The sequence below is a fragment of the Streptomyces sp. LE64 genome, assembly GCF_052606915.1.
In genome coordinates this window covers 33,427-59,641 of sequence record NZ_CP199708.1, presented here as the reverse complement: position 1 = coordinate 59,641, position 26,215 = coordinate 33,427, and the positions used below count along the sequence as shown (strand labels likewise).

Genomic DNA, 26,215 nt, shown 5'->3' with positions numbered 1-26,215 from the left:
GGGGATGTGGGTGGGGCCCACGCCCTCGCACGATAAACGGCGGGGTCGATGCCCACGACGGCACCGGGCCGGCGGTCCGCCGACCGCCTCCGGAGCGCCCGGGCCGGCCCACCGCCCCGCTCCCCAGGGAGCTCGTCGGCAACCGTCCCCTCTCCCTCCCTAAGGAGCACGGTGCGCAGGACACGCCCGGCGGCCACGGGCCGCGACCCCGCCGTTCCGTCACCCCCATCCGACCCGTCCGCCCGCCGACCCAAGCGGATCACCGTGCTCGGAGCCGGCGTTGCCGGACTCGCCGCCGCGCACGAGCTCGAACGCCTCGGCCACCGCGTGCAGGTGCTCGAAGCCCGGCTGCGCCCCGGAGGCCGGGTCCGTACCCACGGCTTCGCCGCCGGCGGCCCGCTCGTCGAACTGGGAGCCATGCGCATCCCCGCCGCCCACCGCCTGACCATGCAGTGGATCGACCGGCTGCGCCTGAGCGACCGGGTGCGGCAGTTCCGGCCCCTCTTCTCCGACGACGCCAGCTACCTGGAGACCCCCGCCGGCCACGTACGGGTCCGGGACGCCTCGCCCGTCCTGGTGGAACAGTTCTGCCGCAGCCTGCCCGCCGGTCACCCCTACCGCCCTGAGACCGTGCTCTGCGCGGCCTGGCTCGCCGCGAGCGTCGACGCCGTCGCCCCCGGCACCTTCGGCCGCGCCCTGCTCTCCGGGCTCCACCACGAACTCCTCGACCTCCTCGCCGTCCTCGACGTGCGCCCCTACCTGGTGGACGGCCCCGTCGAACGCATCGACCTCAACCGGTTCTTCGCCCACCACCAGGGGTTCGCCGCCAACGGCCGGTTCCGCTACTTCTTCGACGACGTCGTCACCGAGACCTCCTCGGCGCTGTTCCGCCTCGACGGCGGCATGGACCAGATACCCCGGCGGCTGGCCCGCCGCCTCAAGGGCCCCGTGCGGTGGGGACAGCGCGTGCTGGGCGTGCACGTACGGCCCGACACGGTCCTCGTCGACGTGCGGCACGGGCTCTCGACCCGCCGACTGGCCTGCGACCACGTCCTGTGCACCCTGCCGTTCTCGGTCCTGCGCCGGATGCCCCTCACCGGTGTCGAACCCGCCAAGACCGCCGTCGTCAACGACATGCAGTACTGGCCGGCCACCAAGGTCGCACTGCACTGCCGCGAAGCCTTCTGGGAACGCGACGGGATCAGCGGCGGCGGCTCCTTCACCGGCGGACTGACCCGGCAGACCTACTACCCGCCGGTGGAGAACGACCCCCGGCTCGGGGCCGCCCTCCTCGCCAGCTACACCATCGGACCCGACGCGGAAGCCCTGAGCGAGGTCCCCCGGGAGAAGCTCGTCGCCACGGTCCTCGGCGAACTGAGCGCCATGCACCCCGAACTCGGCGAACCGGGCATGGTCATCGACGCCGAGACCCAGATCTGGGGCGAGGACCCGTCCAGCCGCGGCGCCGCCTCCGTGCGCTGGAGCAAGGAGCCGGCCACCGCGGAGGAGGAACGCGCCCTGGCCGCCCACCCCCAGGGCGCCCTGTTCTTCGCCGGGGAGCACTGCTCGACGACCCCCGCCTGGATCGAGGGCGCTCTGGAGTCGGGGCTGGCCGCCGCCCGCCAGATCCACGCCTACACCGCACCCCGCCGGGTGACGGCGCCCGGCCACCGCACGCCCGCCGAGGCCGCCGCACACGCCACCAGGGAGGACCGTTGAACGCTGCGCCGGACGCAGGAACCCGACCCCCCGGCCGGGTCCGCGACACCGACGTGCTCATCGTCGGAGGAGGCCCCACCGGGCTCGCCACCGCCCTCGAACTGCGCTCGCGCGGCGTCGACTTCGTCCTCGCCGAAGCCGGCGACGGCACCGTCACCCACCCCAAGGTCAGCAGCATCGGCCCGCGCTCCATGGAGTTCTTCCGCCGCTGGGGCGTCGCCGACCGCATCCGCCACTCGGGATGGCCCGGCGACCACAGCCTGGACGCCGTCTGGGTGACCCGGGTCGGTGGCCACGAACTGTTCCGGCTGCCCCGCCACACCATGGACACCCGCCCCCCGTTCCGGCACACCCCCGAACCCGACGCCATCTGCCCCCAGCACTGGCTCGGCCCGCTGCTGCGCGCCGAACTCGGGACCGGCCCCGACGGGCCCGTGCACCTGCGGACCCGGGTGGACCGGGTCACGGTGGACGGCGACGCGGTGCGCGCCGAACTCACCGACCTGACCACCGGCCGGTCCGCCCCGGTGCACGCCCGCTACCTCATCGCCTGCGACGGCACCTCCTCGCCGATCCGCAAGCAGTGCGACATCCCGGCCCCCGCCCGCTACCGCACCCGGGTCTTCCGCAACATCCTCTTCCGCGCCCCCCGGCTGCGCGCCGAACTCGGCGCCAGCAACGCCAACTTCTACTACCTGCTGATGTCCTCCGCCCTGCGCTTCCCGCTCCGCGCCCTCGACGGCGCCGGCCTCTACCGACTCACGGTCGGCCTCCAGGGCCACCCCGACTCGCTCGTCGACGCGGACGTCCTCGTCCGCCGGGCGCTCGCCCCCGACACCCCCGTCGAGGTGCTGTCGGACAACACCTGGCACCTGGTGCACCGGGTCGCCGACACCTTCCGCGCCGGACCGGTCTTCCTCGTCGGCGACTCCGCCCACACCCTCTCCCCGTCCGGCGGCTTCGGCATGAACACCGGCATCTGCGGTGCCGCCGACCTGGGCTGGAAACTCGCCGCGGCCCTGGACGGCTGGGCCGGGCCCGGGCTGCTGGACAGCTACACCGCCGAGCGGCGGCCCGTCGCCCTCGAAGGACTGGAGGAGGCCAACCGCAACTTCGCCCGGGCGATGGGCCGCGAGATTCCCGACGCGCTCAACGACGACACCCCCGAGGGCGAGCGGCTGCGACGGACGATCAGCACGGCACTCGCCCGCGGGGGAGTGGGCCGGGAGTTCGACGCCCCGGAGATCCACCTCGGCTTCCGCTACGCCGACTCCCCGATCGTGGTCCCCGACCCCACCGCCCCCCACGACACCGGCCCCGACCGACGCCCCGGCACCCGACCCGGCTCCCGCGCCCCGCACGTCTGGCTGGCCCCGGGCAGATCGACGCTGGACCTCTTCGGCAACGGCTTCGTCCTGCTGGCCGGCGTTCCGTCGCCCCGCATCGACGGCTTCGCCCGCGCCTTCGCCGACCGCGGCGCCCCGTTCACCGTGCACCGCTACGAGTCCCCCGACCTCGCCGACAGCTACGAACGGCCCTTCGTCCTGGTCCGCCCGGACGGACACGTGGCCTGGCGCGGCGACGCACCGCCCGCGGACCCCGCCACCGTGGTCGCCCGGGTCACCGGCGCCCACCACCCGGCCGCACCCCACCGGCCCGAGCCGCCCGGCCATCCCCGAGGACGTCCATGAACCGCACCCGCGCCGCGCTCCCCCCGTTCGGCCTCACCGGATGGTCCGCCGACCGGCTCGTCGACCCCTACCCGGTGTACCACCGCTACCGCGCCGCCTCCCCCGTCCACCCGGTGCCCGACCCCACCGCCCCCGACGCGCCCCCCACCCACTACGTGCTCGGCCACGCCGAGGTCGTCACCGTCCTCGGTGACCCCGCCTACGGGCGCAGCGCCCACCGGGCCCGGGGCACCGACCCCGCCCCGGACGGACACTCCGCGCTGCGCGCCCTCGTGGAGAACTGGCTGGTCTTCCTCGACCCGCCCCGCCACACCCGGCTGCGGTCCGTGGTGAACCGGGAGTTCACCCCCGCAGTCGTCACCGACCTGCGGGAAAGCATCCGCACCATCGCCGCCGACCTGCTCCGCGACCTGACCACCACCGCCCGCCGCGAGGGGGTGGTGGACCTCGTCGAAGCGTTCGCCGCCCCCTTCCCGATCCTGGTGATCTCCGCCCTGCTCGGCGTGCCGCCCGAGGACTGGCCCTGGCTGCGGGACCGGGCCGTCGACGTGCAGCAGGCCAGCAGCAGCCGGGCGGCGCACGACCCCGCCGCGCCCCGCCGCGCCGACGCCGCCGCCCGCGAACTCACCGCCTACTTCCTCGACCTCGCCGTCCACCGCCGCACCGACCCCGGCCCGGACCTGGTGTCCCTGCTCGTCACCGCCCGGCCCGGCGGTAGGTCACTGACCGACACGGAGACCGTCGCGACCTGCGTGCACCTCATGACGGCCGGCCACGAGACCACCACCAACACCCTCGCCAAATCCGTCCTCGCCCTCGCCGCGCGCCCCGAGTCCTGGGCGGCGCTGCGGCGCACCCCCCGCGTCCCGCCGTCCGCGGTGGACGAACTCGTCCGCTTCGACCCGCCCGTGCAGGCCGTCACCCGCTGGGCCTACCGGGACCTGACCCTCGGCGGCCACCCGGTGCCGCGGGGCAGCAAGGTCGTCGTCCTGCTCGGCGCCGCCAACCGGGACCCCGCCCGCTTCCCCGAACCGGACGCGCTCCGACTCGACCGGCGGGGCCGCCACCTCAGCTTCGGCCTCGGCATCCACTACTGCCTGGGCGCCGCACTCGCCCGGGCCGAGATCGAGATCGGGCTCGGACTGCTGCTGGCCGCCCTCGACGGCCTCGGCGGACCCCGCCCCTCCGGCACCCTCGCCGTCGACGAGGTCGCCTACCCCTACGACCTCGTCTTCCACGGCCCCTCCCGACTCACCCTGCGTCTGGATCCCGTTGCGACGCCGGGACCAGCACCCGGTCCAGATGGGCGGTGAGCCGCCCCACCGGATCGGCGTCCGGTAGGTCGACCACAACGGCCACGTGCCCGTCCGGCCGCACCACCACCCACCGCGCCCCCCGCACCTGGTACGCCCGCCGGGCCGCCGCCTCCCGCGGCGGCACCTCGTGGACGGTCACCAGCCCGGGATAGCGGTCGTCCAAGGCCTCCGCCACCTCACCGACGCCCGCCGCGGCACCGGACACGCCCGGGAAGCAGAGCACGTGGTAGCCGGCGCCGTGGGTCAGGTCCAACACGCTGCGCCCGCCCCCCTGGCCCTCGCCGCCGGCGCCCCCCAGCGGGGCGTGCGGAGCCCGGTCCCCGGGACGCAGCCGTCCCGCGACCCGCGGGCCGCCGGCCACCGCACGGCTGCCCCGGTAGGTGATCCACAGCTGCGAGAAGATGTGGAAGAACAACCGCCGCACCGGCGCCAACCGGCTGACCGCACCGATGACCCGGGTCACCAGATGGGTCCGCATCCACACCGCTACCGCACTGTTGCCCGTCTCCGCCCGGAACCCCAGGTCCGTCCGCTTCAGCACGGTGCGCGCGACCGGCCGCCGCTCCGCGTCGTAGGTCTCCACCAACCACGCCGGAGCCCGTCCGTGCGTCACCTCCGCCAACTTCCACGCCAGGTTGACCGCGTCCCCGATGCCCAGGTTGAGCCCCTGGCCCCCCGCCGGATTGTGGATGTGCGCCGCGTCCCCGATCAGGAAGCAGCTCCCCGAGTCGAACCGCGACGCGATCCGGCTGTGGAACCGGAACATCGACGCCCACACGACCTCCCGCAACTCCGCGTCCACCCGGAAGAAGTCCGCGAACCACCGGCGCAGCACCTCCGGCTCCAGCGGGGCGTACGCCTCGTGCGACACCGCGGCGGGTTCGTCCCCGTGGTGGATCCACGGCGGCACCACGCCGAACAGCCGGCACCTGCCGCTCGCGAGCGGCAGGATGCCGACGAAACCGCCCCGCGTGAGGTTCAACCGCATCCCCCGCACCCCGAGGTCCACGTCCAGGGTGACATCGGCGAGCATGCCGCTCTGTTGGTAGGTGCGCCCCCCGAAGTCCAGCCCCAACAGGTGCCGCACGGTGCTGCTCGCCCCGTCCGCGCCGATCAACCAGCGCGCCGTCACCTCGCAGGCCGCCCCGGCGCGCCGCGTCCGCGCCCGCACGCCCCGCCCGGAGTCGTCGAGCCCGTCCACCGCCGTGTCCCAGTCGACGGTCACCCCGTGCTCGGCCAGCGCGTCCACCAGCAGCCGCTCCGTCTCGAACTGCTCCAACGCCAGCGCGTACGGGAAGCGGGACCACGCCGCCGTGCCAGCGCCCGCGAGCGGCATCCGCCCGGCCGGCCGTCCCCGTTCGTGGATCGCGACCTCGGCGATCGGCAGCCCCCGGGCCACCGCCTGCTCCGCCACCCCCAACCGGTCCAGCAGCTCCAACGTCCGGGCGTGCACGATCGCGGCCCGTGCCTCCTCGACCGGACCGGACCCGCGGTCCACGATCCGTACCCGTACCCCCTGCTGCGCCAGGGCCAGGGCGGCGGTCAGCCCGCTCGGTCCCGCCCCGACGACGAGGACGTCGCAGTCGTGTGCGTCGTGCATGTGACCCCTCAGCGTGGACTCGGACTTCGGGCCCGGACTGGGCCCACGGGCCCGAGTCTGACCCCCGCCCACCCCCCTCCGCATCGCGCGCCGCGCGCGCGGACTGACGGTTGTTGCGGCGGGGCGGCCCCCCACGGCCCCGCGGTGGAGGGGGTGGCGCGCGCGCCGGGACGCGCCACCCCGCGCGAGTGCGCGGTATCCGGCGTGTCACCTCCCCTTCCGCTTCCGGCCGTCGTCCCCGGCCGGTACGTTCGGGCCCTCCCCCCACACCCCCGGGCCCCGACCGGCCGCGCCGGGGGAAGCCGCCGACCCCGCCGCACCCCGAGGACGTGTCGATGACCCCTGCCGCCCAGGAGACCACCGGGCCCAGCCGCCCCGAGCCGTACTTCGACGACCTCGCCGACCTGTACGAACGGTTCACCCAGGTGCGTGACGCGGCCACCAGCCCGGTCCGCTCCTGGCTGGTGGAACGGCTGCCCGGGGGACGGCGGGCCCTGGACGTCGGCTGCGGCAGCGGCAACAACTGCGTGCTGCTCGCCGAACGGTACGACGAGGTGGTCGGCGTCGACATCTCCCGCCGGATGCTCGACCTCGCCGCCGCCAAACCGAGCCGCGTCCCGGTCAGCTACCAGCACCGCAGTGCCCTGGCACTCTCCCCGGCCGTCGACGGCACCTTCGACCTGGTGCTGTCCGTCAACTCCGTCTTCCACCTGGGCCCCGCCGCGACGGTGCTGCCGCGGCTGCGGGACCTGGTCGCCCCCGGCGGACGGCTCGTGGTCATCGACGTCACCCAACCCGAGGAGGCGCACGCCGCCCGCCCCGGCGAGCAGTGCGCCTACGCCTTCGACACCGCCCGCACCCTGTACGAGGTGTCGGGCGACGCGGACGCCGCCGCCGACTCGCTGCGGATGATGCTGCACCCGCGCTGGCTGGAGATGAGCGCGGCCCACACCCCCCTGACCCACACCGGGTTCGAGGACGCCTACCGCGCCCACCTGCCCGGCGTGACCTTCACCCGGGACCTCATCCCCACCATGAGCGCCGCCGTGTGGAACGCCCCGTGAGCCCTCCGCCGGCGGCGCTCCCGGACGCCGGCTGCGCGGTCGAGCCCGTGCGCACCACCGTCTGCGTGGTCGGCGGCGGGCCCGCCGGCGCGATGCTCGGCCTGTTGCTCGCCCGCGCCGGAATCGAAACGGTGATCCTGGAGCGGCACCACGACTTCCACCGCGACTTCCGCGGGGACACCGTGCACCCCGCGACCCTCCAACTCCTCGACGAACTCGACCTCATCGACCGGTTCCACGCCCTGCCACACCAGAAGGTCACCACCATCGGCGTCGTGCAGGACGGCCGCCGTACCGACATCGCCGACTTCACCCGGCTCCGGGTGGCCTACCCGTACATGGCCTTCGTCCCCCAGTGGGACTTCCTCGACCTGATCACCGCCGAGGGCCGCCGCCATCCCGCGCACCGGCTGCTGATGGGCACCGCCGCCCACGGCGTGCTGCGCTCCGCGGACGGCAGGGTGCGGGGGGTGCGCGCCCGCGGCCGGGCCGGTGACCTCGAAGTCCACTGCACCCTGGTGGTCGCCGCGGACGGCCGGCACTCCACGCTCCGCGAGGAGGTGGGAGCCCGGCCCCGACTGCTGGGCCGCTCCTTGGACGTCGCCTTCTTCCGGATCTCCCGCCGGCCGACCGACCCCGACGAAGGCATCTGCGTGCGGGTCGGCCCGGGCCGGATCTTCGGGGCCACCGACCGCGGCCACTACTGGCAGATGTCCTACGAGACGACCCGCGGCGGCCTCGACGCCGTGCGGCGCGCCGGGCTGGACGCCTTCCGAGCCGACCTCGCCGCACTGGTGCCCTTCCTCGCCGACCGGGTGCACGAACTGCGCTCCCTGGACGAACTCAGCGTCCTCGAAGCCCGCATCGACCGGCTGGACCGCTGGCACCGGCCCGGCCTGCTGTTCATCGGGGACGCCGCGCACGCGATGTCCCCGGTCGCCGGCTTCGGCGTCAACCTGGCCGTGCAGGACGCCGTCGCCACCGCCAACGCGCTCACCGCCCCGCTCCTGCACGCCCAGCGCACCGGTGCCCGGTTCGACGACGCGCTGCTGGCCGCGGTGCGTCGCCGCAGGCTGCTCGCCACGGTCCTGTCCCAGGGACTGCAACGGGGCACCCAACGCTTCGGCATCGACACCACGGTGAAGAAGGGCCGTCAGCCCCCCGCCCCCCGACTGTTCGCCCGGTGCCGCCCCGCGCAACTGCTGATGAGCCGGATCATCGGCCTCGGGTTCCGCCCCGAGCACGTGCGCACCGCGCCCCCGCGACCGCCGCGCCCCCGCGGGAGCCACCCGGAGAAGGGACGAGCATGACCGCACCCGCCCCCCGCCCCTCGGTCGACGAACGCATGATGTCCCTGATCACCGGGTACTGGCGGACCCAGATCGTGCGCACCGTCGCCGAGCTGTCGATCCCCGACCACCTGGCCCAGGGATCCCTGACGGCAGCCGAGTTGGCCCGCCGGGTCGACGCCGACCCCGACGGCCTGGCCCGGCTGCTGCGGGCCTGTGCGGCCCTCGACCTGGTCGAGGTCGACGCGCGCCGCCGCTACGGCTCCACCCCGCTCCTCGACACCCTGCGCACCGACGCCCCACGGTCCCTGCGGACGATCGCCCTGGTGCACGGCGCCCCCGGCCACTGGCAGCCCTGGGGCCGCTTCCCCGAGGCGGTGCGGACCGGAACCCCGCAGACGCAGGAGGCACTCGGCCGGGACATCTGGGCGCACTTCCTGGCCCACCCCGAGGAGGGGGAGCAATTCGCCGCCTCGATGGGCGAACTGACCGCCGGGCTGTCCGAGGAGGTCGCCACCCTCCTCGACACCCGCGGGGCGGAGACGGCGGTGGACGTCGGAGGGGCGAACGGGGAACTCCTGCACGCCGTGCTGCGCGCCGACCCACGGGTGCGCGGCACGGTGGTCGAACTCCCCGCCGTGGCGGAGACCGCACAGGCGGCGGCGCGGGCGGCCGGGCTGGCCGACCGGGTCACCGTGCTCGCCGGGTCCTTCTTCGACCCCCTGCCCCGAGCCGACCTCTTCCTACTGAAGGCCGTCCTGCACAACTGGGACGACGCCTCCTGCACCACCCTGCTGGGCCGCTGCCGGGAGGCCCTCGCCCCCGGCGGGCGGGTGGTCGTGGTCGAGATGCCGCTGGGTCCGCCCGGGGAGCCCGGGTTCGCCCCCCTGCTGGACCTCGACATGCTCGCGGTGCTGCCGGGGCGCGAGCGCGAACTGGGCGAGTACGACGCCCTGTTCGAGGCCGCCGGGCTCCGTCGCACCCGGGTCACCCCGACCCGCTCGCCGCAGAGCCTCATCGAGGCGGTGGCCCGCTAGGTCACCCGGTGCCGGGACGGGGCACCCCCGGCACCGGGTTCGGGCGGCGGGCGCCGCGGCCGGCGCCCGCCGCCTCGCTCAGGGCCCGTCGAAGGGGGCCCGGTCCCGCTGGGCGACGGGGGCGCACACGATCCGGGTGAGGTCCACCCGCGACTGGATCGAGAGCTTCCGGTAGATCTGCCGCAGGTGGAAGCTCACCGTGTGGGGGGAGATGAACAACTCCCCGGCGACCTGACGGTTCGTCAGTCCACGGGCCACCAGGTGCGCCACCTTCTCCTCGGCCCCGGTGAGGCTGTCCCAGCCGGTCTGCGGCCGGGCGACCAGGTTCCAGTGTCGTCGTCGGACCCCGAGCCGGCGGAGCCGTCTGCGGACCCGGGCGGAGTCCCGCTTGGCGCCCAGGGCGTCGTACCGGGCCATCGCCCGGTTGAACGCGCCGATCGCGCCGTCCCGGTCCTCGGGGCCCAGCAGCACGCCCATGTCCTCGGTCGTCGAAGCGGCTCCCCACGGGTCGGCGTAGTGCTCCGCGGCGCGGGACAACAACGCCCCGTTCCCGTCCAACAGCGCCCGCCCGTGGTCGGCCGCGGCGGCGACCGCAGGGTGCCCGGGGGCCGCCGCCGCGATCTCCTCGGCGCACTCCACCATGCGGACCGCGAACTCCCGGTCGCCCGCCGCCAGCGCGGTGCGCACGCACCAGGCCGTGGCCGTGGGGTCCTCCACCGTCAACTGCCGCCGCGGACCCACGTGGAGACGGGCGTCCCGCAGCACCTCCAGCGCCTGTTCGGCCCCCCTCCGCGCGGCCGTCACCTGGGCTGTGAGCAGACACCGCAGCGCCCACCACGGACGGGGCGGGGCCTCGGGGTCTACCGGACCGGCCGACGGGTCCCAGGGTTCGCCCCGGTCCCACTGGGCCTGCCGTTCCAACGCCTCGGCGAGGTCGCCACGGCGCAAGGCCACGGCGACCAGCACCGCCCGCAGGTGGGGCTCGCACAGGGGCATCCGGGCCTCGGCCGCCGCCGTGAGCCCCGCCGCGGCATGGGCCTCAGCGTCGGCGAGTTCGCCCCGGGCGAAGCACATCCAGGCGCGCAGGGCGTGCTGGACCGGGTCCAACACCCCGTTGGAGCGGGTGTCGATGCTGCGGCGGATGGTGTCGACGGCTGCGGCGGCCTCGTCGAGTCTGCGCATCTTGATCAGGAGCCACGCCCGGTTCCACAGGGCGTTGCCCTGCCAGATGCCGCCGCCCGCCTCGGGCGGCACCTCGGTCCGCTCCAGCAGGGCGAGGGACTCGTCCAGACGGCCCCGTGACCACAGGGCCGTGGCCCGGATGGTGCGGGCCGCCGCCCGCTCGTCCTCCTGGTGGTCCTCCTCGGCGCGCAGGACCTCGTCGGCCGCGGCCAGCGCGGCCCGCTCGTCGGTGTGGGACAGCACCGTCAGGCGCAGCAGCAGGGGGGAGGGGCCGTCCGGTCCCGGCGCGCCGGTCGTCGCCGGGCCCTGCGGCGCGGGGTTGCGCAGCAGACGGGGAACGGCGGACGCGTCCCCGCGCAGCAGCAGGGCCGTGGCCAACCAGGCCCGCAGCGGCCAGGTGCGGGGGTCCGTGTACGCACAGTCCGGTGACGGTCCGGACGGGGCGTCGCCGGCCCGTTGGTGCACGGCCAGCACCCGTTCGGCGACCTCGACGGCCCGGTGGAGCGTGCCGGAGCGCACCAGCGCGGCGGTCGCCGTCGTCGCCAGCGCCAGATAGGCGGGCTGCGCGGGGCGGGTGATGTCGAGTCCGCGCAGCGCCAGGGCGGAGGCGGCCTGCGGGGCGAGGGGCAACAGCCGTTCCGCCGCCGCCTGGATGGTGGCGATGGCCTGGGCGTCGTCGGCGTGGGCGCAGTGCACCAGGTGCACCGCCGCGGCGGTGCCGTCCCCGAGCCGGTCGAGGATCATGTTGGCCGCCTGCCGGTGCAGCAACGAGCGCATCAGCGGGGGGACCGTCCCGAGCACCGCGTACCAGATCGCCTCGCGGTGGAAGGCGAACTCTTCGGGGCCGCTGGTGAGGACGCCCGCGGCCAACGACTCCTGGAGCGGGCCCAGCAGTTGGACGGGACGCTCGTCGGCCATGTCCGCCAGATCGCGAGGCAGGAAGGACGGCCCGAGCACCGCCGCCACCTGGAGCAGCCGCTGGGTCCCCGGTGCGAGCCGGTCCAGGCGGTCCCGCATCAGTCGTTGGAACGTCGCGGGCAGGTGGGCGCCCGGATCGGCGGCGACGGCCGAGGTGAACCCGCTCGCCAGGGGTTCGGCCACCAGGCTCACGGTGTCCCCGCCCATCCGCAGGCACCGTTCCTCCGCCAGCCCGCGCACCAACTCCACGACGGCCTGCGGGCTGCCGCCGAGGCTCTCGCCCAAGGCGCGGACGTCGTCGCTGGGCCGGGCGCCGAGCAGATCGCCCATCAGATCGGCGACCGAGGCGTCGTCGAGCGGGGCGAGCGGGGTGAGCCACTGCGCACGATGGGTGGTGAGGTTGCGCAGCAACAGCCCGTTCGCCGACCGGGCGTCCTCCGTGCGCATGCTGAGCAGCCACCGCACCGGAACGGTCACGAGTTTGAGGGCGAGCCCGCACAGGGTGCGCAGTTGCACCGGGTCGGCCCACTGGGCGTCGTCCACCACGACCAGCACCGGTCCGCGCCGCAGTCCGGCGTCGATCTGCGCCTGGATCTGCACCGGGCCGGTGGGCCGCACCGGGCGGGGCACCCGGGTGGTCACCGCCCGCCCGGTGGCCAGGAGCGTCGACGGGGTCTCGTCGCCGCGCCACGCGCCGGTGGTGGAGCAGTCGAGCACCGTGTAGCCGAGCGCCTCGGCGAGGGTTCCGGACTCCTGGAGCAGCCGGGTCTTGCCGCTGCCGGCGGGTGACTCCAGCAGGGTGATCCCGCCCTGCCGGCCCTCCGCGGTGGTGAGCAGGGCCGCGCGTATCTGCTCCAGGTGGCCGTCGCGCCCCCGGAGCGGCCGGACGACGATCCGGGGGAGCGGAACGGCGGGATCGTCCGGTTTTTCGAGCGTCTTCGCGTTCATGATCTCTCCTGCGCAGAGGGGTGGTGGTCGCGTGCGGCCCCCTCGGGCCGTCGAACGTCGGGGACCGGCGGCGTTCCGTGGTCCGTGCCGTGCGGGCATCGGGCGGCGTCGGCGCCGCGCGACGGGGCGGAAACGGTGTCGGACCGGCGGCCGTCGCTTCCGCCGCTCTCCGTGCCGCTCGGCGCGGCACCGGTATGCGTCGGAAAAGGAGAACGGGCGGAGGAATGCCTTGAAGGGATTCGTCGGAAAAAGGGGAGTGAGTGGAGCGCTTGCATTCTTGGCTGGTGGATGCAGTGATCTCAGCATACGCAGGGGGCAAGGTCGTCGGGAAGAGTGACTCCGCCCGCCCCGGTTGCGTCCGGACGACGATGCGGAGGTCGCATCCGAACTGAATGACGAGCATGATCGGGACGTTTCGACGGGGGAGTCTCACCTGAATGTGCGAGAGGGGCGGGTGGGCTTCACTTCGTGAATGGGTTCTATGGCGCGTTTTGCCCGGGTGTTCCCTGAGGGGCGAGCGGGTTCCACGGGCCCCGCGCGCGCCCACGAGGTGCCCGTGCCACACTCCCTTCGACGCCTGCGGAGGCCCGGCCGCCCCGGGAAGGGGGTGCGCCCCGCGTGAATTCCCGGGCACTTCACCCTCCCCGTGCGTCAACGCTCCGGGGGGCGTCGCCCCGCGCCCCCTGATGCGCCCCTTTTCCGCCCGCCCCGCGAAATCGTCGCCCCGCATGGAGAGCGAAAATTCGTGCGCGGAATTCACCACCCTCCACGGGGAATCGGAAAGGGCGTGTGCGCGTCGTGGCCGATGGAGTTCCGCCCCGAATCGCAGACCTTCCGGGGCGGAGAACACCCCGGAGGAGCACCGGTATCGCCGCGGCGGAACAAAGGCGGAGCAGGCTGCGGAGCGACCGGCGTGGAAGTCGATGCCGTCCCCGCCGGGAACGCCCGACGCGCCCCCACCGCCGCGACCCCGGGCCGGATGGCCGACGACTGACGGGGCGTGCGCTCCCGGCCCCGACGACCCGAGAGAAGGGAAGCCGAGGTCCCGCACCGAGCGGAGCCGTCTGCGGGCAGCCCGAGCCCGAGGAGCGTCCGCGCCACGGCCCCCGTCCCCGGTCCCTGCGGGCCCGACGTCGCGACCGGAACCGAACCGACCGGACGGCGGCCCCGACCCGCCGAATCGTCCGAACGTCCGGAGGACGTACGGGTGTCGGCCGCTCAGCGCACCGGAGGGGAGGGGCGGCCGACCTTACGGGTGAACGGGTTTTGACGGGGTCCCTCCGTGACCTCAACACTGCACAACGCCGCAGCGCACCAGCGCACCTGACGCCGTTCCCGGGGCCACCGACCGCCCGAAGGCCCCGGCCGCCCCGGGGACTGCGGTGGTGGTCTTCCGTCCACCACCGCAGTGATCGACCCGTCGCGGCGCAACCCACCAGGAGGTGTGGCGTGGGGCCTTCCGTCCAGGAATCCATCGCCGTCATCGGAATGAACTGCCGCTTCCCGGGCGACTGCACGTCCCCCGAAGCGTTCTGGCGATTCCTGTCGGCAGGGCACCACTTCCGCACCGGGCTCCCCCGGGACCGGGGGTGGGACCTGGGCCGCCTCACCCACCCCGACCCCGCGACGGCCGGGAGCACCCGGGTGCGCCACGGCGGATTCCTCCCCCGGATCGGGGACTTCGACGCCGCGTTCTTCGGAGTGGGCCCCCGCGAAGCCACCGCCATGGACCCCCAACAGCGCCTCCTGCTGGAATGCGCCTGGGGCACCGTCGAGCACGCCCGGATCGCCCCCGCGAGCCTGCGCGGCTCCCGCACCGGCGTCTACGTGGGCATCAGCGAGAGCCGCTACCTGTGCCGCCTCGGCGAACCCGAAGCCGACCTGGAGGCGTACCTGCCCACCGGGCTGTCGGTCAGTGCCGCCGCCGGACGCATCTCCTACGCGTTGGGGCTGCACGGCCCGGCGCTCTCCGTGGACACCGCCTGCTCCTCCTCCCTCGCCGCCGTGCACCTCGCCGTCCGTGCCCTGCGCGCCGGGGAGTGCGACAGCGCGCTCGCCGCCGGTGTGTGCGTGATGGCCGAGCCCGACGTCCTCGTCTACTTCTCCCGGCTCGGCGCCGTCACCCCCGACGGACGCTGCAAGTCCTTCGCCGCCGACGCGGACGGCTTCGCCCCCGCCGAAGGGGTCGCCGCCCTGCTGCTGACCCCGCTCTCCCGCGCCCGTGCCACCGGCCAACGCGTCCTCGCCGTCATCCGGGGCAGCGCCCTCAACGAGGACGGCACCGGCGCCGGGCTCACCGTGCCCAACGGACTCGCCCAACAGGCCGTCATCACCGACGCGTTGCGCGATGCCGACCTGCACCCGCACCAGATCGACCTCATCGAGGCCCACGGCACCGGAACACCGGTCGGCGACCCCGTCGAAGCCGCCACCCTCCAGAGCGCGTACGCCGACGGTCGCCACCCCGACGCCCCCGTGTGGATCGGCTCGGCGAAGTCCAACATCGGCCACACCCAGGCCGCCGCGGGCCTCGCCGGACTCATCAAGACGGTGCTCGCCCTGCGACACGGCGAGATGCCCGCGACCCTGCACGCCGCCCACCCCACCCCCGCGGTCGACTGGTCACGCGGCACCATGCGCCTGCTGCACGCCGCCCGCCCCTGGCCGCGCGGCGCCGAACCCCGCCGCGCCGGCGTCCTCGCCTACGGCATCAGCGGCACCAACGCCCACGTCCTGCTGGAGGAAGCGCCCTCCGCCCGCCGGGTGGTCCGCCCCCGACGGGGCGAAGCCCCCCTGGTGTGGCCGCTGTACGCCGCCACCCCCGAGGCCCTGCCCCCGCAAGCCGCGGCCCTCGCCCACCGGTTGCGCGCCGACCCGACCACCGACCCCGTCGCCCTCGGCCACTCCCTGGCCACCACCCGCGGCCCCCTCGACGAACGGGCCGCCGTGACCGGAACCGACCGGGACGCCCTGCTCGCCGCTCTGGATGCGCTCGCGGCCGACCGCGAGACCCCGGGCCTGGTCCGCGCCCGGGCCGCTGCCGGCCCCGGTCCGGTGTTCGTCTTCCCCGGCCAGGGCGCGCAGTGGCCCGCCATGGGCGCACGACTGCTCGCCGAGTCCCCGGTCTTCGCCGCGGCGTTCGACCGGTGCGCCCGCGCCCTGCGGCCCTGGACGGAGAGCGACGTCACCGCAGTGGTCCGCGGCACGTCCCCCGCCGCGGAACGGGACCGCGCCGAGGTGGTCCAACCCGCCCTGTTCGCCATGTACGTGGCCCTCGCCGAGCTGTGGCGCGCGCACGGCGTGCACCCCGGCGCGGTCATCGGACACAGCCAGGGCGAGATCGCCGCCGCGCACGTCGCCGGTGCCCTCAGCCTCGCCGACGCCGCCCGGGTGGTGGCCCTGCGCAGCCGACTCCTGCGCACCCTCACCACCCGCGGCGCGATGGCCTCACTGGCCGTGCCCGCGTCCCGGGCGGCCGAACTCCTCGCCCCCTGGGCCGGGCGCGTCGAGGTCGCGGTGGAGAACGGACCGGCGGCCACCGTCGTCGCCGGGGACGAGGACGCCGTCACCGCGCTGCTCGACGCCTGCGCCCGGGACGAGGTCTGGGCCCGCCGCCTCCCCGTCGACTACGCCTCCCACAGCCGCCACGTGGAGCCCCTGCGCGACCCCCTGCACGCGGCACTGGCGGACACCACCGCCCGGCCCGCCACCGTCCCGATGTTCTCCGCCACCACCGGGAAGCGCCTCGCGGACGGCGAGGTGGACCCCGCCTACTGGTACCGCAACCTGCGTCGACCCGTCCTCTTCGAGAAGGCGGTGCGCACCGCGCTCGCGGCCGGCTTCACCCAGTTCGTCGAGGTCTCCCCGCACCCGGTGCTCACCGGCCCGCTGCGGGACATCGCCACCGAGGCCCGCACCACCGTCGCCCTCAGCGCCACCCTGCACCGCGACCGCGCCGGCACGGCCGGCTTCGCCGAGGCACTGGCCGCCGCGCACACCGGCGGCGCCCCCCTCGACTGGTCCACCCTGTACCCGTCCGCCGGCACCGTCGACCTGCCCACCTACCCCTTCCAACGACAGCGCTACTGGCCCGCCGCCCGCCGCACCCCCGAACTCGCCGCGGCCGGACTGCACCCCGGCGACCACCCCCTGCTCACCGCCGCCGTGGAACTCCCGGACGGTTCGCTGCTGTGCACCGGACGGCTCTCCCTCACCGCCCACCCCTGGCTCGCCGACCACGCCGTCCACGGCACCGTGCTGCTGCCCGCCACCGGGATGCTGGAACTCCTGCTGTACACCGCCCGCCGCGCCGGCCTCCCGCTCCGCCTGGACGACGTCGTCCTGCACGCCCCCCTCGTCGTACCGGAAGCCGCCGTCATCGACCTCCAGGTGCACTGCACCCCCGAGGACACCGGTGGACGACTGCTCACCCTCCACTCCCGCAACGGCACCACCACGGGAACCTGGACCCGGCACGCGGAGGCCACCGCACCCGCGCCGACCCCGCCGGAGCCCCCCGCCGCCCCCTCCGCCCAGCCCTGGCCGCCGCCCGGCGCCACACCCGTCCCCGTCGACGCCTGCTACGACGCCCTGGCCGCCCGCGGCTACGCCTACGGTCCGACCTTCCGCGGACTGACCGGCGCCTGGCGCACCGACGGCACCCGGTACACCCGGGCCCGCCTCCCCGCACCCGGTGACACTGCCCCGCACGGGTACACCGTCCACCCCGCCCTGCTCGACGCCCTGTTGCACGGCCTGCTCACCGAAGGCGACACCGACCGCACCCTCCTGCCCCACGCCGTCGGCCGCGTCGAACTCCTCGCCGAGGGCGCCACCGATCTGGACGCCACCCTGGTCCGGGCGTCCGAGGACCGGGTGTCCCTGACCGCCACCGACCCGGCCGGGCACACCGTGGTGCGGATGACCGACCTCCGGATGCGGCCCACCACCGCGCACCGGATGCGCGCCGCACTGGCCGCGGCCGACCCCACCCTCTTCACCGTGCGCTGGCACCCGGTCGACCTGCCCGACGAGGTCCCGCTCCCCACCGACTGGGTCGACGTGGGGTCCCCGCACCGGCCGTCGGCCCGCCGCCGCCACCCCGACATGGCCGCCCTGGCCCGGTCCGTGACGAACAGCACCCCGGCACCCGGGGCCGCGCTCCTCGACCTCGCCCCAGCCTGCGGCGACCCGACGCGCGCGCTCCGCCACCGACTCGCCCACCTGCTCACCGAGGTGCAGACCTACCTCGCCCACGAGGCGCTCAGCCCCACGCGACTGCTGGTGCTGACCCGAGGCGTCCACCCCACCGGCTTCGGGGAGACCGTCCACGACCCGGTCGCCGCCGCCTGCGCAGGACTGCTGCGCTCCGTGCAGAACGAACACCCCGGACGGGTGTTCCTGGTCGACACCGACCCGGCCCCCGACCCGGACGCGGCCACCCCGGACGACGCCGCGCTGGCCGCCGTGGTGCACGCCGGACACCCCCAGGTCGCCCTGCGCGGGGACCGGGCCCTCGTCCCCCGGCTCGCCCCCGCCCACGACGACGACGGACTCGCCCTCCCCGACGACACCCCGCCCTGGCGACTGGTCCCCGCCCCCAGCCGCACCCTGGAGGACATCGCACCGCGGCACCCCACCACCCCCTACCCCGACCGACCCGCGCCCGACCGGGTCCGGGTGCAGGTCCACAGCTGCGGGGTCAACTTCCGCGACGCGGTCGTCGGCCTGGGCATGGCCGAGGGCGACGCCATCGGCTTCGAGATCGCCGGAACGGTCATCGACACCGGAACCGACGTCACCGCGATCCGCCCCGGCGACCGCGTCGCCGCCTGCCTGCTGTGGCAGGCCGGGGGATACGCACCCCGGGTCGACGTCGACCACCGCCTCGTCATCCCCGTCCCCGAGGGTTGGACCCTGCCCCAGGCGGCCACCGCCACCGCCGCCTACCTCACCGCCCACCACGCCCTGGTCGACCTCGCCCACCTGCGCCCCGGCGAGCGCGTCCTCGTCCACGCCGCGGCCGGCGGCGTCGGCACCGCCGCCACCCGACTCGCCCGCGTCCTGGGCGCCGAGGTCTACGCCACCGCCAGCACCGGCAAGCACGAACTGCTCACCGCCCACGGCATCCCCCGTGACCGCATCGCCGACTCCCGCACCCCCGACTTCGAGGACACCCTGCTGCGGGCGACCGCCGGCACCGGATTCGACGTGATCCTCGGCAGCCTCGCCGGCCCCTTCGTCGACGCCTCCCTGCGCCTGCTGCGCCCCGGCGGCCGCTACCTGGAGATGGGCAAGACCGACGTCCGCGACCCGGAGAAGGTGCACGCCGACCACCCCGACGTCCACTACCGCGCCTTCGACGTCCGCGACCACCCCCACCCGGACCGCTCCCTCAGCCACCTCCTCCACCTCTTCCGCTCCGGCGTCCTGCCCCCGCTGCCCCTGCGCACCTGGCCCCTGCGGCACGCCCGGGCCGCCCTGCGCTTCCTCAGCCAGGGCCGCAGCACCGGCAAGCTCGCCCTGACACGGCGCACCGCACTCGACCCGGACGGCACCGTCCTGATCACCGGCGGCACCGGCACCCTCGGCATGCTGACGGCCCGTCACCTCGCGGACGTCCACGGCGTCCGCCACCTGCTGCTCGTCAGCCGCAGCGGCGAACGGGCCCCCGGAGCACGCGCCCTGGCCCGGGAACTCGCCGACCGCCCCGGCAGCCCGGTCCGGGTGACCTTCGCCGCCTGCGACGCGGCGGACCGCGCCGCCCTCGCCGAAGTGCTCGCCGCCGTCCCCGCCCGCCACCCCCTCACCGCCGTCGTCCACGCCGCCGGCGCCCTCGACGACGGCCTCGTCACCGACCTCACCCCCCAGCGCCTGGACACCGTGGTGCGCACCAAGGCCGAGGCGGCCTGGCACCTGCACGACCTGACCCGGGACCACGACCTCGCCGCCTTCGTCCTCTACTCCAGCATGGCCGGACTGATCGGCACCCCCGGACAGGCCAACTACGCGGCGGCCAACGCCTTCCTCGACGCCCTCGCCCACCACCGACGCCACCGGGGACTGCCCGCCACCTCCCTGTCCTGGGGCCTGTGGCAGGAGACCAGCGGACTGACCGCCCACCTGGACGCCACCGACCAGGCCCGACTCTCCCGGCAGGGACTCGCCCCCCTCAGCACCCGACAGGCCCTGGCCGGCCTCGACCTCGCCCTCGACCTGGACGTCCCGCACACCGCCGTCACCGCCGTGGCCCCCACACCCCCCGGCCAGGCCCCCGCCGACCTGCTCGCCGACCTGGTCCGCCGCGGGCGGACCCCGACCGGCACACCGACCCGCCCCGCTCCGAGCGCCGACGCGCCCGAAGAGCGCGAGCGGCTGCTGGCGCTTCCCGCCCACGAACGCCTCACCCACCTGCTCGCCCTGGTCCGCAGCCATGCGGCCACCGTCCTCGGCCACCCCGGTCCCGAAGCCGTCCGCCCCGAACACCGCTTCCGCGAGACCGGCTTCGACTCCCTCGCCTCCGTCGAACTGCGCACCCGGCTCAGCCGGGCCGCCGGCGTCCGACTCTCCGCCACCGCCGTGTTCGACCACCCCACCCCCCTCGCCCTCGCCCACCACCTCGACGGCCTGCTCACCCCCGCGCCGGCCCCCGCCCCGCCGCCCGCCGACGACTTCGTCGGCACCGTCCTCGACACCTGGGCCCGGGGCGACTACCCGGCGGGCCGACGCCACCTGCACGAACGGGCCCGCCACCGCCGCACCACCACCCGCCCCGACGAACTGCCCACCGGAGCCTGGGAACGCCTCGGCCGGGGACCGGCCCGCCCGCTCCTGCTGTGCCTTCCGCCGTTCACCGCCTCCCCGAGCTCCACCCCCTACGCCCGGCTGGCGGCCCTCCTCGACGGACGACGCGACGCCTGGACCATCCGGCTCCCCGGCCTCCACGACGAGGAGTGCCTCCCCGCCGACCTGCCCACCCTCACCCGGGCCTGGGCACGGACCGTCACCCGCCTCGCCCCCGGGCAACCCCGGGTCCTGCTGGGCCACTCCTCCGGCGGGCTGCTCGCCCACGCCCTCGCCCACACCCTCCACCAGCACGGCACCCCCGTCGCCGGACTCGTCCTCCTCGACCCGCCGCTGCTCAGCGCCGTACCAGACCGGCTCGCCGCCCAGGTCACCGAACGGGTGCGCGGAGCCCGGGCGCTCGTCACCCCCGCCATGCTCACCGCCGTCGGCGCCTACTCCCGGCTCTTCGCCGACTGGGCCCCGCCGCCCCTGGACGCCCCCACCCTCCTCGTCCACCCGCACGACAGCGACCTGCCGCAACACTGGCCCCACCCGCACACCCGCCACCCCGTCACCGCGACCCACTTCTCCCTCCTCGAAGAACACGCCCCGGACACCGTCCGGGCCATGGACCCCTGGCTGGACTCCCTGCCCGCCGCACCCCACCCGTCCGACCGGGACGAGCCCGCGACGCCCTCACCCGCCGAAGGAACCCGGTGAACGCCACCCCGCCCCCCGCCGTGCCGACCGCCCCCGGGGGCCTCCCGCTCCTCGGCCACGCCCTGCCCCTCGCCCGGGCCCCGCTCGCCTTCCTGACCCGGCTGCCCGCCCTCGGCGACCTGGTCCGGGTGCGCATCGGACCCCGCTCGGTGATCGTGGTGTGCGACCCCGAACTCACCCGCCACGTCCTCCTCAACGACCGGGTCTTCGACAAGGGCGGCCCCCTGCGCGAACGGGGCCGCGAACTGCTCGGCAACGGCCTCATCACCTGCTCCCACGCCGACCACCGGCGCCAACGACGCCAGTGCCAACCCTCCTTCCACCCCGCCCGACTCCCCGCCTACGCCCTGCGCTTCACCGACACGGCCCGCACCGTCGTCGACGACTGGCGACCCGGGCAGGTCCTCGACGTCGTCCCCACGATGATGGCCCTCACCGTGCGCACCGCCCTCACCACCATGTTCGCGACCCCGCCCCCGGCCCGTGCCGCCCGCACCCTCACCGAGGACATCACCACCGTGGTGGAGGGCGTGCTCCGCCGCGCCCTCACCCCCGCCGTCCTCCGGCACCTGCCCGGCCCGGAACGGCGCCGCTACGACCGGGCCCGGACCCGGCTGCGCACCGCGCTCGCCGAACTCGTCACCGCCCGCCGGGCCGACCCCGCCCCCCACGACGACCTGCTGCACGCCCTGCTCCACCCCGGCGGACCGGACGGGGCCCCGGACGTGCCGCCGCCCACCGACCGGGAGGCCGTCGACCAGCTCCTCACCTTCCTGGTGGCCGGAGTGGAGACCACCGCCGGCGCCCTGGCCTGGGCCTGGTACCTGCTCGCCCGGCACCCCCGGATCGAACACCGGGTGCACCGGGAACTGGACACCGTGCTCGCCGGCGCACCCCCCACCCTCGCCGACGTGCCCGCCCTGACCACCACCGGCCACGTGCTCACCGAGGCGCTCCGGCTGTACCCACCCCTGTGGCTGATGACGCGCGAGGTCACCGAGGACACCGTCCTCGGCGCCGTCCCGCTGCCCCGGGGCACCGTCCTCGGCATCAGCCCCTACCTCGTCCACCGCCGCCCCGACCGCTACCCCGAGCCCGACCGGTTCGACCCGGACCGCTGGCTCGACGCCCGCCCCGACCGCACGGCCTACCTCCCCTTCGGCTCCGGGGCCCGCAAGTGCATCGGCGACCGCTTCGGCACCGTCCAGGCCACCGTGGTCCTCGCCACCATCGCCACCCGGTGGCGACTGGAGCCGACCGACCCGCGACCGCCCCGGCCCTCGGCCCTGTCCACCCTCACCCCCCGCGGCCTGCACATGCGGATCACCGACCGGACGGCCCCGCAGTCCGCGTGCGCCGACCCCGTGCGGGAGCCCGACTGTCAGTGGTGACGGGGATGCTGTGGGCATGAACGAGGAGATCATGCGCAAGCGGGTCTACGGCGCCGACCACGAGGACCCCGACCCCGGCCCGCGTCCCGGCCGCGTCTACGTCGAACTGGTCGGCGGCCCGCTGGACGGGCTGCTTCTGGACGTCACCGACCGGCCGGACGAGCAGCGGCGGACCGCCGTGCCGCTGAGCACCGAGATCGGACGCTACGGCCCCGGGGGACACGCGCTGTACGGGCCGCGGCCGGGCGCTCCGCGACGCTACGACTGGCAGGGCGACACGCCCTGACCGCGCCCCGTCCGGCTACGAGCGCAGCGCGAGGTGCTGCGCCATCACCTCGTGGTGGTGCCGCACCGCGTACAGGGCGAGGGCGACGTCCCGCGTGCGCACGGCCCGCAGCAGCGGCTCGTGGACGGCGGTCAGCGCGGCGGCCCGGTCGGGCGCCAACCAACTCGGCACCGTCCCCTCGTCGATCCAGGTCCGGTACTCGTAGTCGATGAGGGCACCGTGCACGCTGGAGAACATCGAGGTCAGATACGCGTTGTGGGAGGCCCCGACCAGGGTGGCGTGGAAGTAGGTGTCCGCGCTCATCCAACTCGCGGTGTCACCCGCGCTCCGCTCCAGCCGCTCCAGCGCCCGCTCGCCCTCGGCGAGTTCCTGCTCGGTGGCCCGTTCGATGGCGCGGATGATCCCGGACGTCTCCAGGGCGAGTCGCAGCTCGGCGAGTTGGTCCACCGAATCCGGTCGGACGTCCAGCATCAGGTGCATCGACGTGGCCAGGGAGGTCTCGGGCCGCAGCCGCACATAGGCGCCGGAACCGCGGCGGGACTCCACCAGGCCCTTGACGACGAGGATGCGGATCGCCTGGCTCACCGTGGGGCGACTGGTCGACAGCAGGACCGCGAGGTCGCGTTCGGAGGGCAACCGGGCGCCGTCCGGCAGGTCACGGGCGAGGATCAGCCGCTGGATGTCGGCGGCGATCTCCTCGGCCGCACCCTCCCGTCCCCGGCCCCCGGCACCGCTGAGGGCCTGCCACGGGCTGTCGTCGGGAACCCCCTTGGTGCGCGCCACTGGACTGCCTCCGCTCCCCGGTCGCCGACGCCGGTCCCGCCGCACCACCGTCCGGCCCGGCGCGGCCCAAGGTATCCCAGCACGTCGGGGGCCGGCAGCAACGCCGGAAACCGGGCCTACGATCGCCCGCATGACCGACACCCAGGACAGACGCCTCCTCCGACGCATCGGCATAGCCATCGCGGTGGTGGCCGTGTTGCCGTTCGCCCTCCCGCTCGCCGTGGAGTCCCGCCAGACCGTCAACGGCGAGATCACCGAGTTCAGCTACCTCAACCTCACCGCCCTCGTCGCGGGGGTGGTGGCCCTCGGCTACGCGGTGCGCACGTACTCCGGCCTGCGGTTCGCGTCCGAGGCGACCACCACCCACCGGGTCCTGCTCGCGGTGCTGGTGGTGGTCGCCCTCTTCCAACTGCTGCGGGGCAGCGGGGTGGTTCCCGCGGTGACGGAGTGCACCGCGTCCTTCAGTCTGGACCTGTGCCGGCCCGCACCGCAGTGAGGCCGGGGGCCGGGCGGCCGTCGCCGCCCGGCGCGGTGCGCGGGGTCAGCGCACGTCGACCCGGTCGCTGCTGCTGGTGCTGCCCAGCAGGGCCGCGCCGGTGGTGTACACGGCCCGCCAGCTGCCGTCCTTCTTGGCGGCGAAGCCCTTGGTGAAGGCGCCGCTGCCGTTGGTGCGGGCGGTGCCCAGCTTGCTCCAGCTGCGCGCGCCGTCGGCCTTGAACCAGATGCCCACGGTCTCGTTGGGCGCCTTGCGCCAGGTGCCGTCCAGCTTGGTGAGCGTGCCCTTGACGGTGAGCGTGCGGCCCTTGCGGACCGGCTCGGGGCCGGCGTTGAGTCCGGTGATCGCGGTGCGCAGGCGGACGTCCACGTAGTCGCTGCCACTGGTCGACGCGGCCCGGTCGGGCGTTGCGGTGTGGCGGGCCCGCCAGTCGCCGTCCTTGGTGGCGGTGACCTTGGCGGAGAAGGCGCCGTTGGTGCCCGTGGTGGCGCCGGCGGCACGGCTCCAACTGCGGCTGCCCTTGGCCCGGAACTCGACCACGACCCCGGTCCGCGACACCGGACGCCAGGTCTCGTCGGTCGCACCCACGGCCTGGAGGGTGCCCGTGACGGTCACCTTGCTGCCCTTGGCGACCGGTTCGGGCGCCGCGTTGAGCCCGGTGATCCTGCTCGGCACCGCGGTGACCGACAGGGCTGCGGACCGGGTGGTCGCCTCGCCCGCGGCATTGCCGAACACGGCCCGGTAGAGGTGGCCGTTGAGGGCCGCCGTCGCCTTGACGGCCAGGGTCGCCGAGGTGGCGCCCGGCACCGCGGTCCAGGTGGTGCCCCGGTTGGTGCTGCGCTCCCAGCGGACCGCGTCGGCGTTGGTCGCGGCGGCCCGGAAGGTGGCCGTGGCACCCGAGCGCACCTTCTGGGCGGCGGGCTGGGTGGTGACCCGGGCGCTGCCGAAGGTGAGGCCCCGCTGGACGTCCTGGGCGCGCGAGGGCATCCAGGTGGTGTCCTCCCGGTCGTGGGAGTTGAAGCTGGTGACGAAGCACCTGGTGGTGCGGCAGTCGACCGCGGTCCCCCCGCTCGGGACGAAGGTCTCGGTGAGCTTCATGGTGGTGGTGAAGGTGCCGTCCGGGCCGACCTGACGGACCCAGGCGGCGTTCCCGTAGGTGCTGGGGTAGGTGGTGCCGGGCAGGGCGGTCGACTGCGCCAGGTAGACGCCCTTGCCGGGGCGGTAGCCGGTGCCCCGGACGGTGACCTCGGTCTCGGCGCCGAGACCGGACACCCGACTGACGGTCAGGGCGGGGGTGCTGACGGTGCCGCCGAGGGTGAGCGGATCGAGCGCGGTGCCGGGCGCGTACATGGCGCTGCCCTGGTGAGTGAACGTTTCTGCGCCGTGGGCGGTGAGCGTGGCGGTGATGCCGCTCCAGTCGAGCGTCGACCCGCTGAGCGCGCCCCGGGTCGCGGTGAGGGTGGCGAAGGGCACGGCGGCAGTGCTGGTGGTCGGCCGGCCGTCCAACTCGGAGCGCACGTCCAGGTAGAGCGTGCCCTTGCCGTTCTTGAGGACCACCCGGGGCTTGGCGAGGGTGATGCCGGTGATGCCATGCGCCGGGACCGCGTAGGTGACCGAGCCGCCGAACCGGACGTCCGCCGAAGCGCCGGCGCGATCCACCGCACCGTGCAGCACGGGGAAGCCGACGGCGCCGTTCGCCCGCGGGCCGGTGGCGCCGTCGGTCGGGGTGATGCTGCCGCCGAGGGCGGTGACGTAGCGGAACCAGCTCGCCTTGAACCCCCAACCGGCTTCGCCGGTCACCAGGATCGGGGAGGCGGCCCGGGCGGAACCGTCCAGCGGCACCGGCGCGGCGGCCGGGGCGGCGGCACGGACCTCGGGGCCCGCGCCGTGCGCGGTGGTGGCGGTGAGCAGGCCCGCGCTCGTCGTCGACAGGGCGGTGACGACCGCGAGGGCGGCCAGTCGGGTGCTACGGGTGGTGGACATGCGCTGC

General features: G+C 75.3%; 14 protein-coding genes. 10 read left to right on the top strand and 4 right to left on the bottom strand.

Annotation, left to right across the window (positions count from 1 at the left end; translation table 11 throughout):
- The first annotated feature begins 171 nt into the window (after window positions 1-171).
- The 3 genes from ACSMX9_RS00225 to ACSMX9_RS00215 are packed head-to-tail and all read left to right on the top strand — an operon-like array spanning window position 172 to window position 4,723.
- A complete protein-coding gene (locus ACSMX9_RS00225; protein WP_445398855.1) occupies window positions 172-1,719 on the top strand; it encodes a flavin monoamine oxidase family protein in 1,548 nt (515 codons plus the stop codon).
- Complete coding sequence (locus ACSMX9_RS00220; RefSeq protein ID WP_445398853.1) at window positions 1,716-3,410, top strand: FAD-dependent monooxygenase; 1,695 nt, start codon at window positions 1,716-1,718, stop codon at window positions 3,408-3,410. Before ACSMX9_RS00225 ends, ACSMX9_RS00220 begins: the two co-directional genes overlap by 4 nt.
- Entirely contained in the window at window positions 3,407-4,723 is a 1,317-nt protein-coding gene (locus tag ACSMX9_RS00215; RefSeq protein ID WP_445398851.1) for a cytochrome P450, read from the top strand. The genes ACSMX9_RS00220 and ACSMX9_RS00215 overlap by 4 nt, the downstream gene beginning before the upstream one ends.
- Here the strand turns inward: ACSMX9_RS00215 and ACSMX9_RS00210 are convergent.
- Window positions 4,662-6,326, bottom strand: a complete 1,665-nt coding sequence (locus ACSMX9_RS00210; protein WP_445398850.1) for an FAD-dependent monooxygenase — start codon at window positions 6,324-6,326, stop codon at window positions 4,662-4,664. The two genes, ACSMX9_RS00215 and ACSMX9_RS00210, sit on opposite strands and share 62 nt — an antisense overlap.
- A 335-nt stretch (window positions 6,327-6,661) precedes the next feature.
- Here ACSMX9_RS00210 and ACSMX9_RS00205 point away from each other — a divergent pair, with 335 nt between their 5' ends.
- The 3 genes from ACSMX9_RS00205 to ACSMX9_RS00195 are packed head-to-tail and all read left to right on the top strand — an operon-like array spanning window position 6,662 to window position 9,716.
- Window positions 6,662-7,390 (top strand): class I SAM-dependent methyltransferase, encoded by a 729-nt coding sequence (locus ACSMX9_RS00205; RefSeq protein ID WP_445398848.1) that lies wholly within the window; start codon window positions 6,662-6,664, stop codon window positions 7,388-7,390.
- Window positions 7,387-8,700, top strand: coding sequence for an FAD-dependent oxidoreductase (locus tag ACSMX9_RS00200; protein WP_445398846.1), 1,314 nt, complete (start codon window positions 7,387-7,389; stop codon window positions 8,698-8,700). The genes ACSMX9_RS00205 and ACSMX9_RS00200 overlap by 4 nt, the downstream gene beginning before the upstream one ends.
- Window positions 8,697-9,716 (top strand): methyltransferase, encoded by a 1,020-nt coding sequence (locus ACSMX9_RS00195; RefSeq protein ID WP_445398844.1) that lies wholly within the window; start codon window positions 8,697-8,699, stop codon window positions 9,714-9,716. Before ACSMX9_RS00200 ends, ACSMX9_RS00195 begins: the two co-directional genes overlap by 4 nt.
- A gap of 78 nt (window positions 9,717-9,794) precedes the next feature.
- Here ACSMX9_RS00195 and ACSMX9_RS00190 read toward each other — a convergent pair whose 3' ends face one another.
- On the bottom strand, window positions 9,795-12,764 hold the full coding sequence (locus tag ACSMX9_RS00190; RefSeq protein ID WP_445398842.1) for a LuxR C-terminal-related transcriptional regulator: 2,970 nt from the start codon (window positions 12,762-12,764) through the stop codon (window positions 9,795-9,797).
- A gap of 1,449 nt (window positions 12,765-14,213) precedes the next feature.
- Between ACSMX9_RS00190 and ACSMX9_RS00185 the strand changes: the two genes are divergently transcribed.
- The 3 genes from ACSMX9_RS00185 to ACSMX9_RS00175 are packed head-to-tail and all read left to right on the top strand — an operon-like array spanning window position 14,214 to window position 22,946.
- Window positions 14,214-21,269, top strand: a complete 7,056-nt coding sequence (locus ACSMX9_RS00185; RefSeq protein ID WP_445398840.1) for an SDR family NAD(P)-dependent oxidoreductase — start codon at window positions 14,214-14,216, stop codon at window positions 21,267-21,269.
- Entirely contained in the window at window positions 21,266-22,660 is a 1,395-nt protein-coding gene (locus tag ACSMX9_RS00180) for a cytochrome P450 (RefSeq protein ID WP_445398837.1), read from the top strand. Before ACSMX9_RS00185 ends, ACSMX9_RS00180 begins: the two co-directional genes overlap by 4 nt.
- Window positions 22,661-22,676: 16 nt before the next feature.
- Entirely contained in the window at window positions 22,677-22,946 is a 270-nt protein-coding gene (locus ACSMX9_RS00175) for a hypothetical protein (protein WP_445398835.1), read from the top strand.
- A gap of 15 nt (window positions 22,947-22,961) precedes the next feature.
- On the opposite strand, the gene ACSMX9_RS00170 is transcribed toward ACSMX9_RS00175, so the two are convergent.
- Window positions 22,962-23,729, bottom strand: a complete 768-nt coding sequence (locus ACSMX9_RS00170) for a FadR/GntR family transcriptional regulator (protein ID WP_445398833.1) — start codon at window positions 23,727-23,729, stop codon at window positions 22,962-22,964.
- A 130-nt stretch (window positions 23,730-23,859) separates the two neighbouring features.
- On the opposite strand from ACSMX9_RS00170, the gene ACSMX9_RS00165 reads away from it, so the two are divergent.
- Window positions 23,860-24,225 (top strand): hypothetical protein, encoded by a 366-nt coding sequence (locus tag ACSMX9_RS00165; RefSeq protein WP_445398831.1) that lies wholly within the window; start codon window positions 23,860-23,862, stop codon window positions 24,223-24,225.
- Window positions 24,226-24,270: 45 nt separating this feature from the next.
- Here the strand turns inward: ACSMX9_RS00165 and ACSMX9_RS00160 are convergent, their stop codons facing one another.
- Complete coding sequence (locus tag ACSMX9_RS00160; protein ID WP_445398829.1) at window positions 24,271-26,208, bottom strand: HtaA domain-containing protein; 1,938 nt, start codon at window positions 26,206-26,208, stop codon at window positions 24,271-24,273.
- Window positions 26,209-26,215 lie beyond the last annotated feature (7 nt).

Coding starts and splice junctions, on each gene's coding strand:
- ACSMX9_RS00165 (WP_445398831.1), top strand. CDS start 23,860: ATGACCGACACCCAGGACAGACGCCTCCTCCGACGCATCGGCATAGCC.
- ACSMX9_RS00160 (WP_445398829.1), bottom strand. CDS start 26,208: ATGTCCACCACCCGTAGCACCCGACTGGCCGCCCTCGCGGTCGTCACC.
- ACSMX9_RS00175 (WP_445398835.1), top strand. CDS start 22,677: ATGAACGAGGAGATCATGCGCAAGCGGGTCTACGGCGCCGACCACGAG.
- ACSMX9_RS00195 (WP_445398844.1), top strand. CDS start 8,697: ATGACCGCACCCGCCCCCCGCCCCTCGGTCGACGAACGCATGATGTCC.
- ACSMX9_RS00210 (WP_445398850.1), bottom strand. CDS start 6,326: ATGCACGACGCACACGACTGCGACGTCCTCGTCGTCGGGGCGGGACCG.
- ACSMX9_RS00190 (WP_445398842.1), bottom strand. CDS start 12,764: ATGAACGCGAAGACGCTCGAAAAACCGGACGATCCCGCCGTTCCGCTC.
- ACSMX9_RS00215 (WP_445398851.1), top strand. CDS start 3,407: ATGAACCGCACCCGCGCCGCGCTCCCCCCGTTCGGCCTCACCGGATGG.
- ACSMX9_RS00205 (WP_445398848.1), top strand. CDS start 6,662: ATGACCCCTGCCGCCCAGGAGACCACCGGGCCCAGCCGCCCCGAGCCG.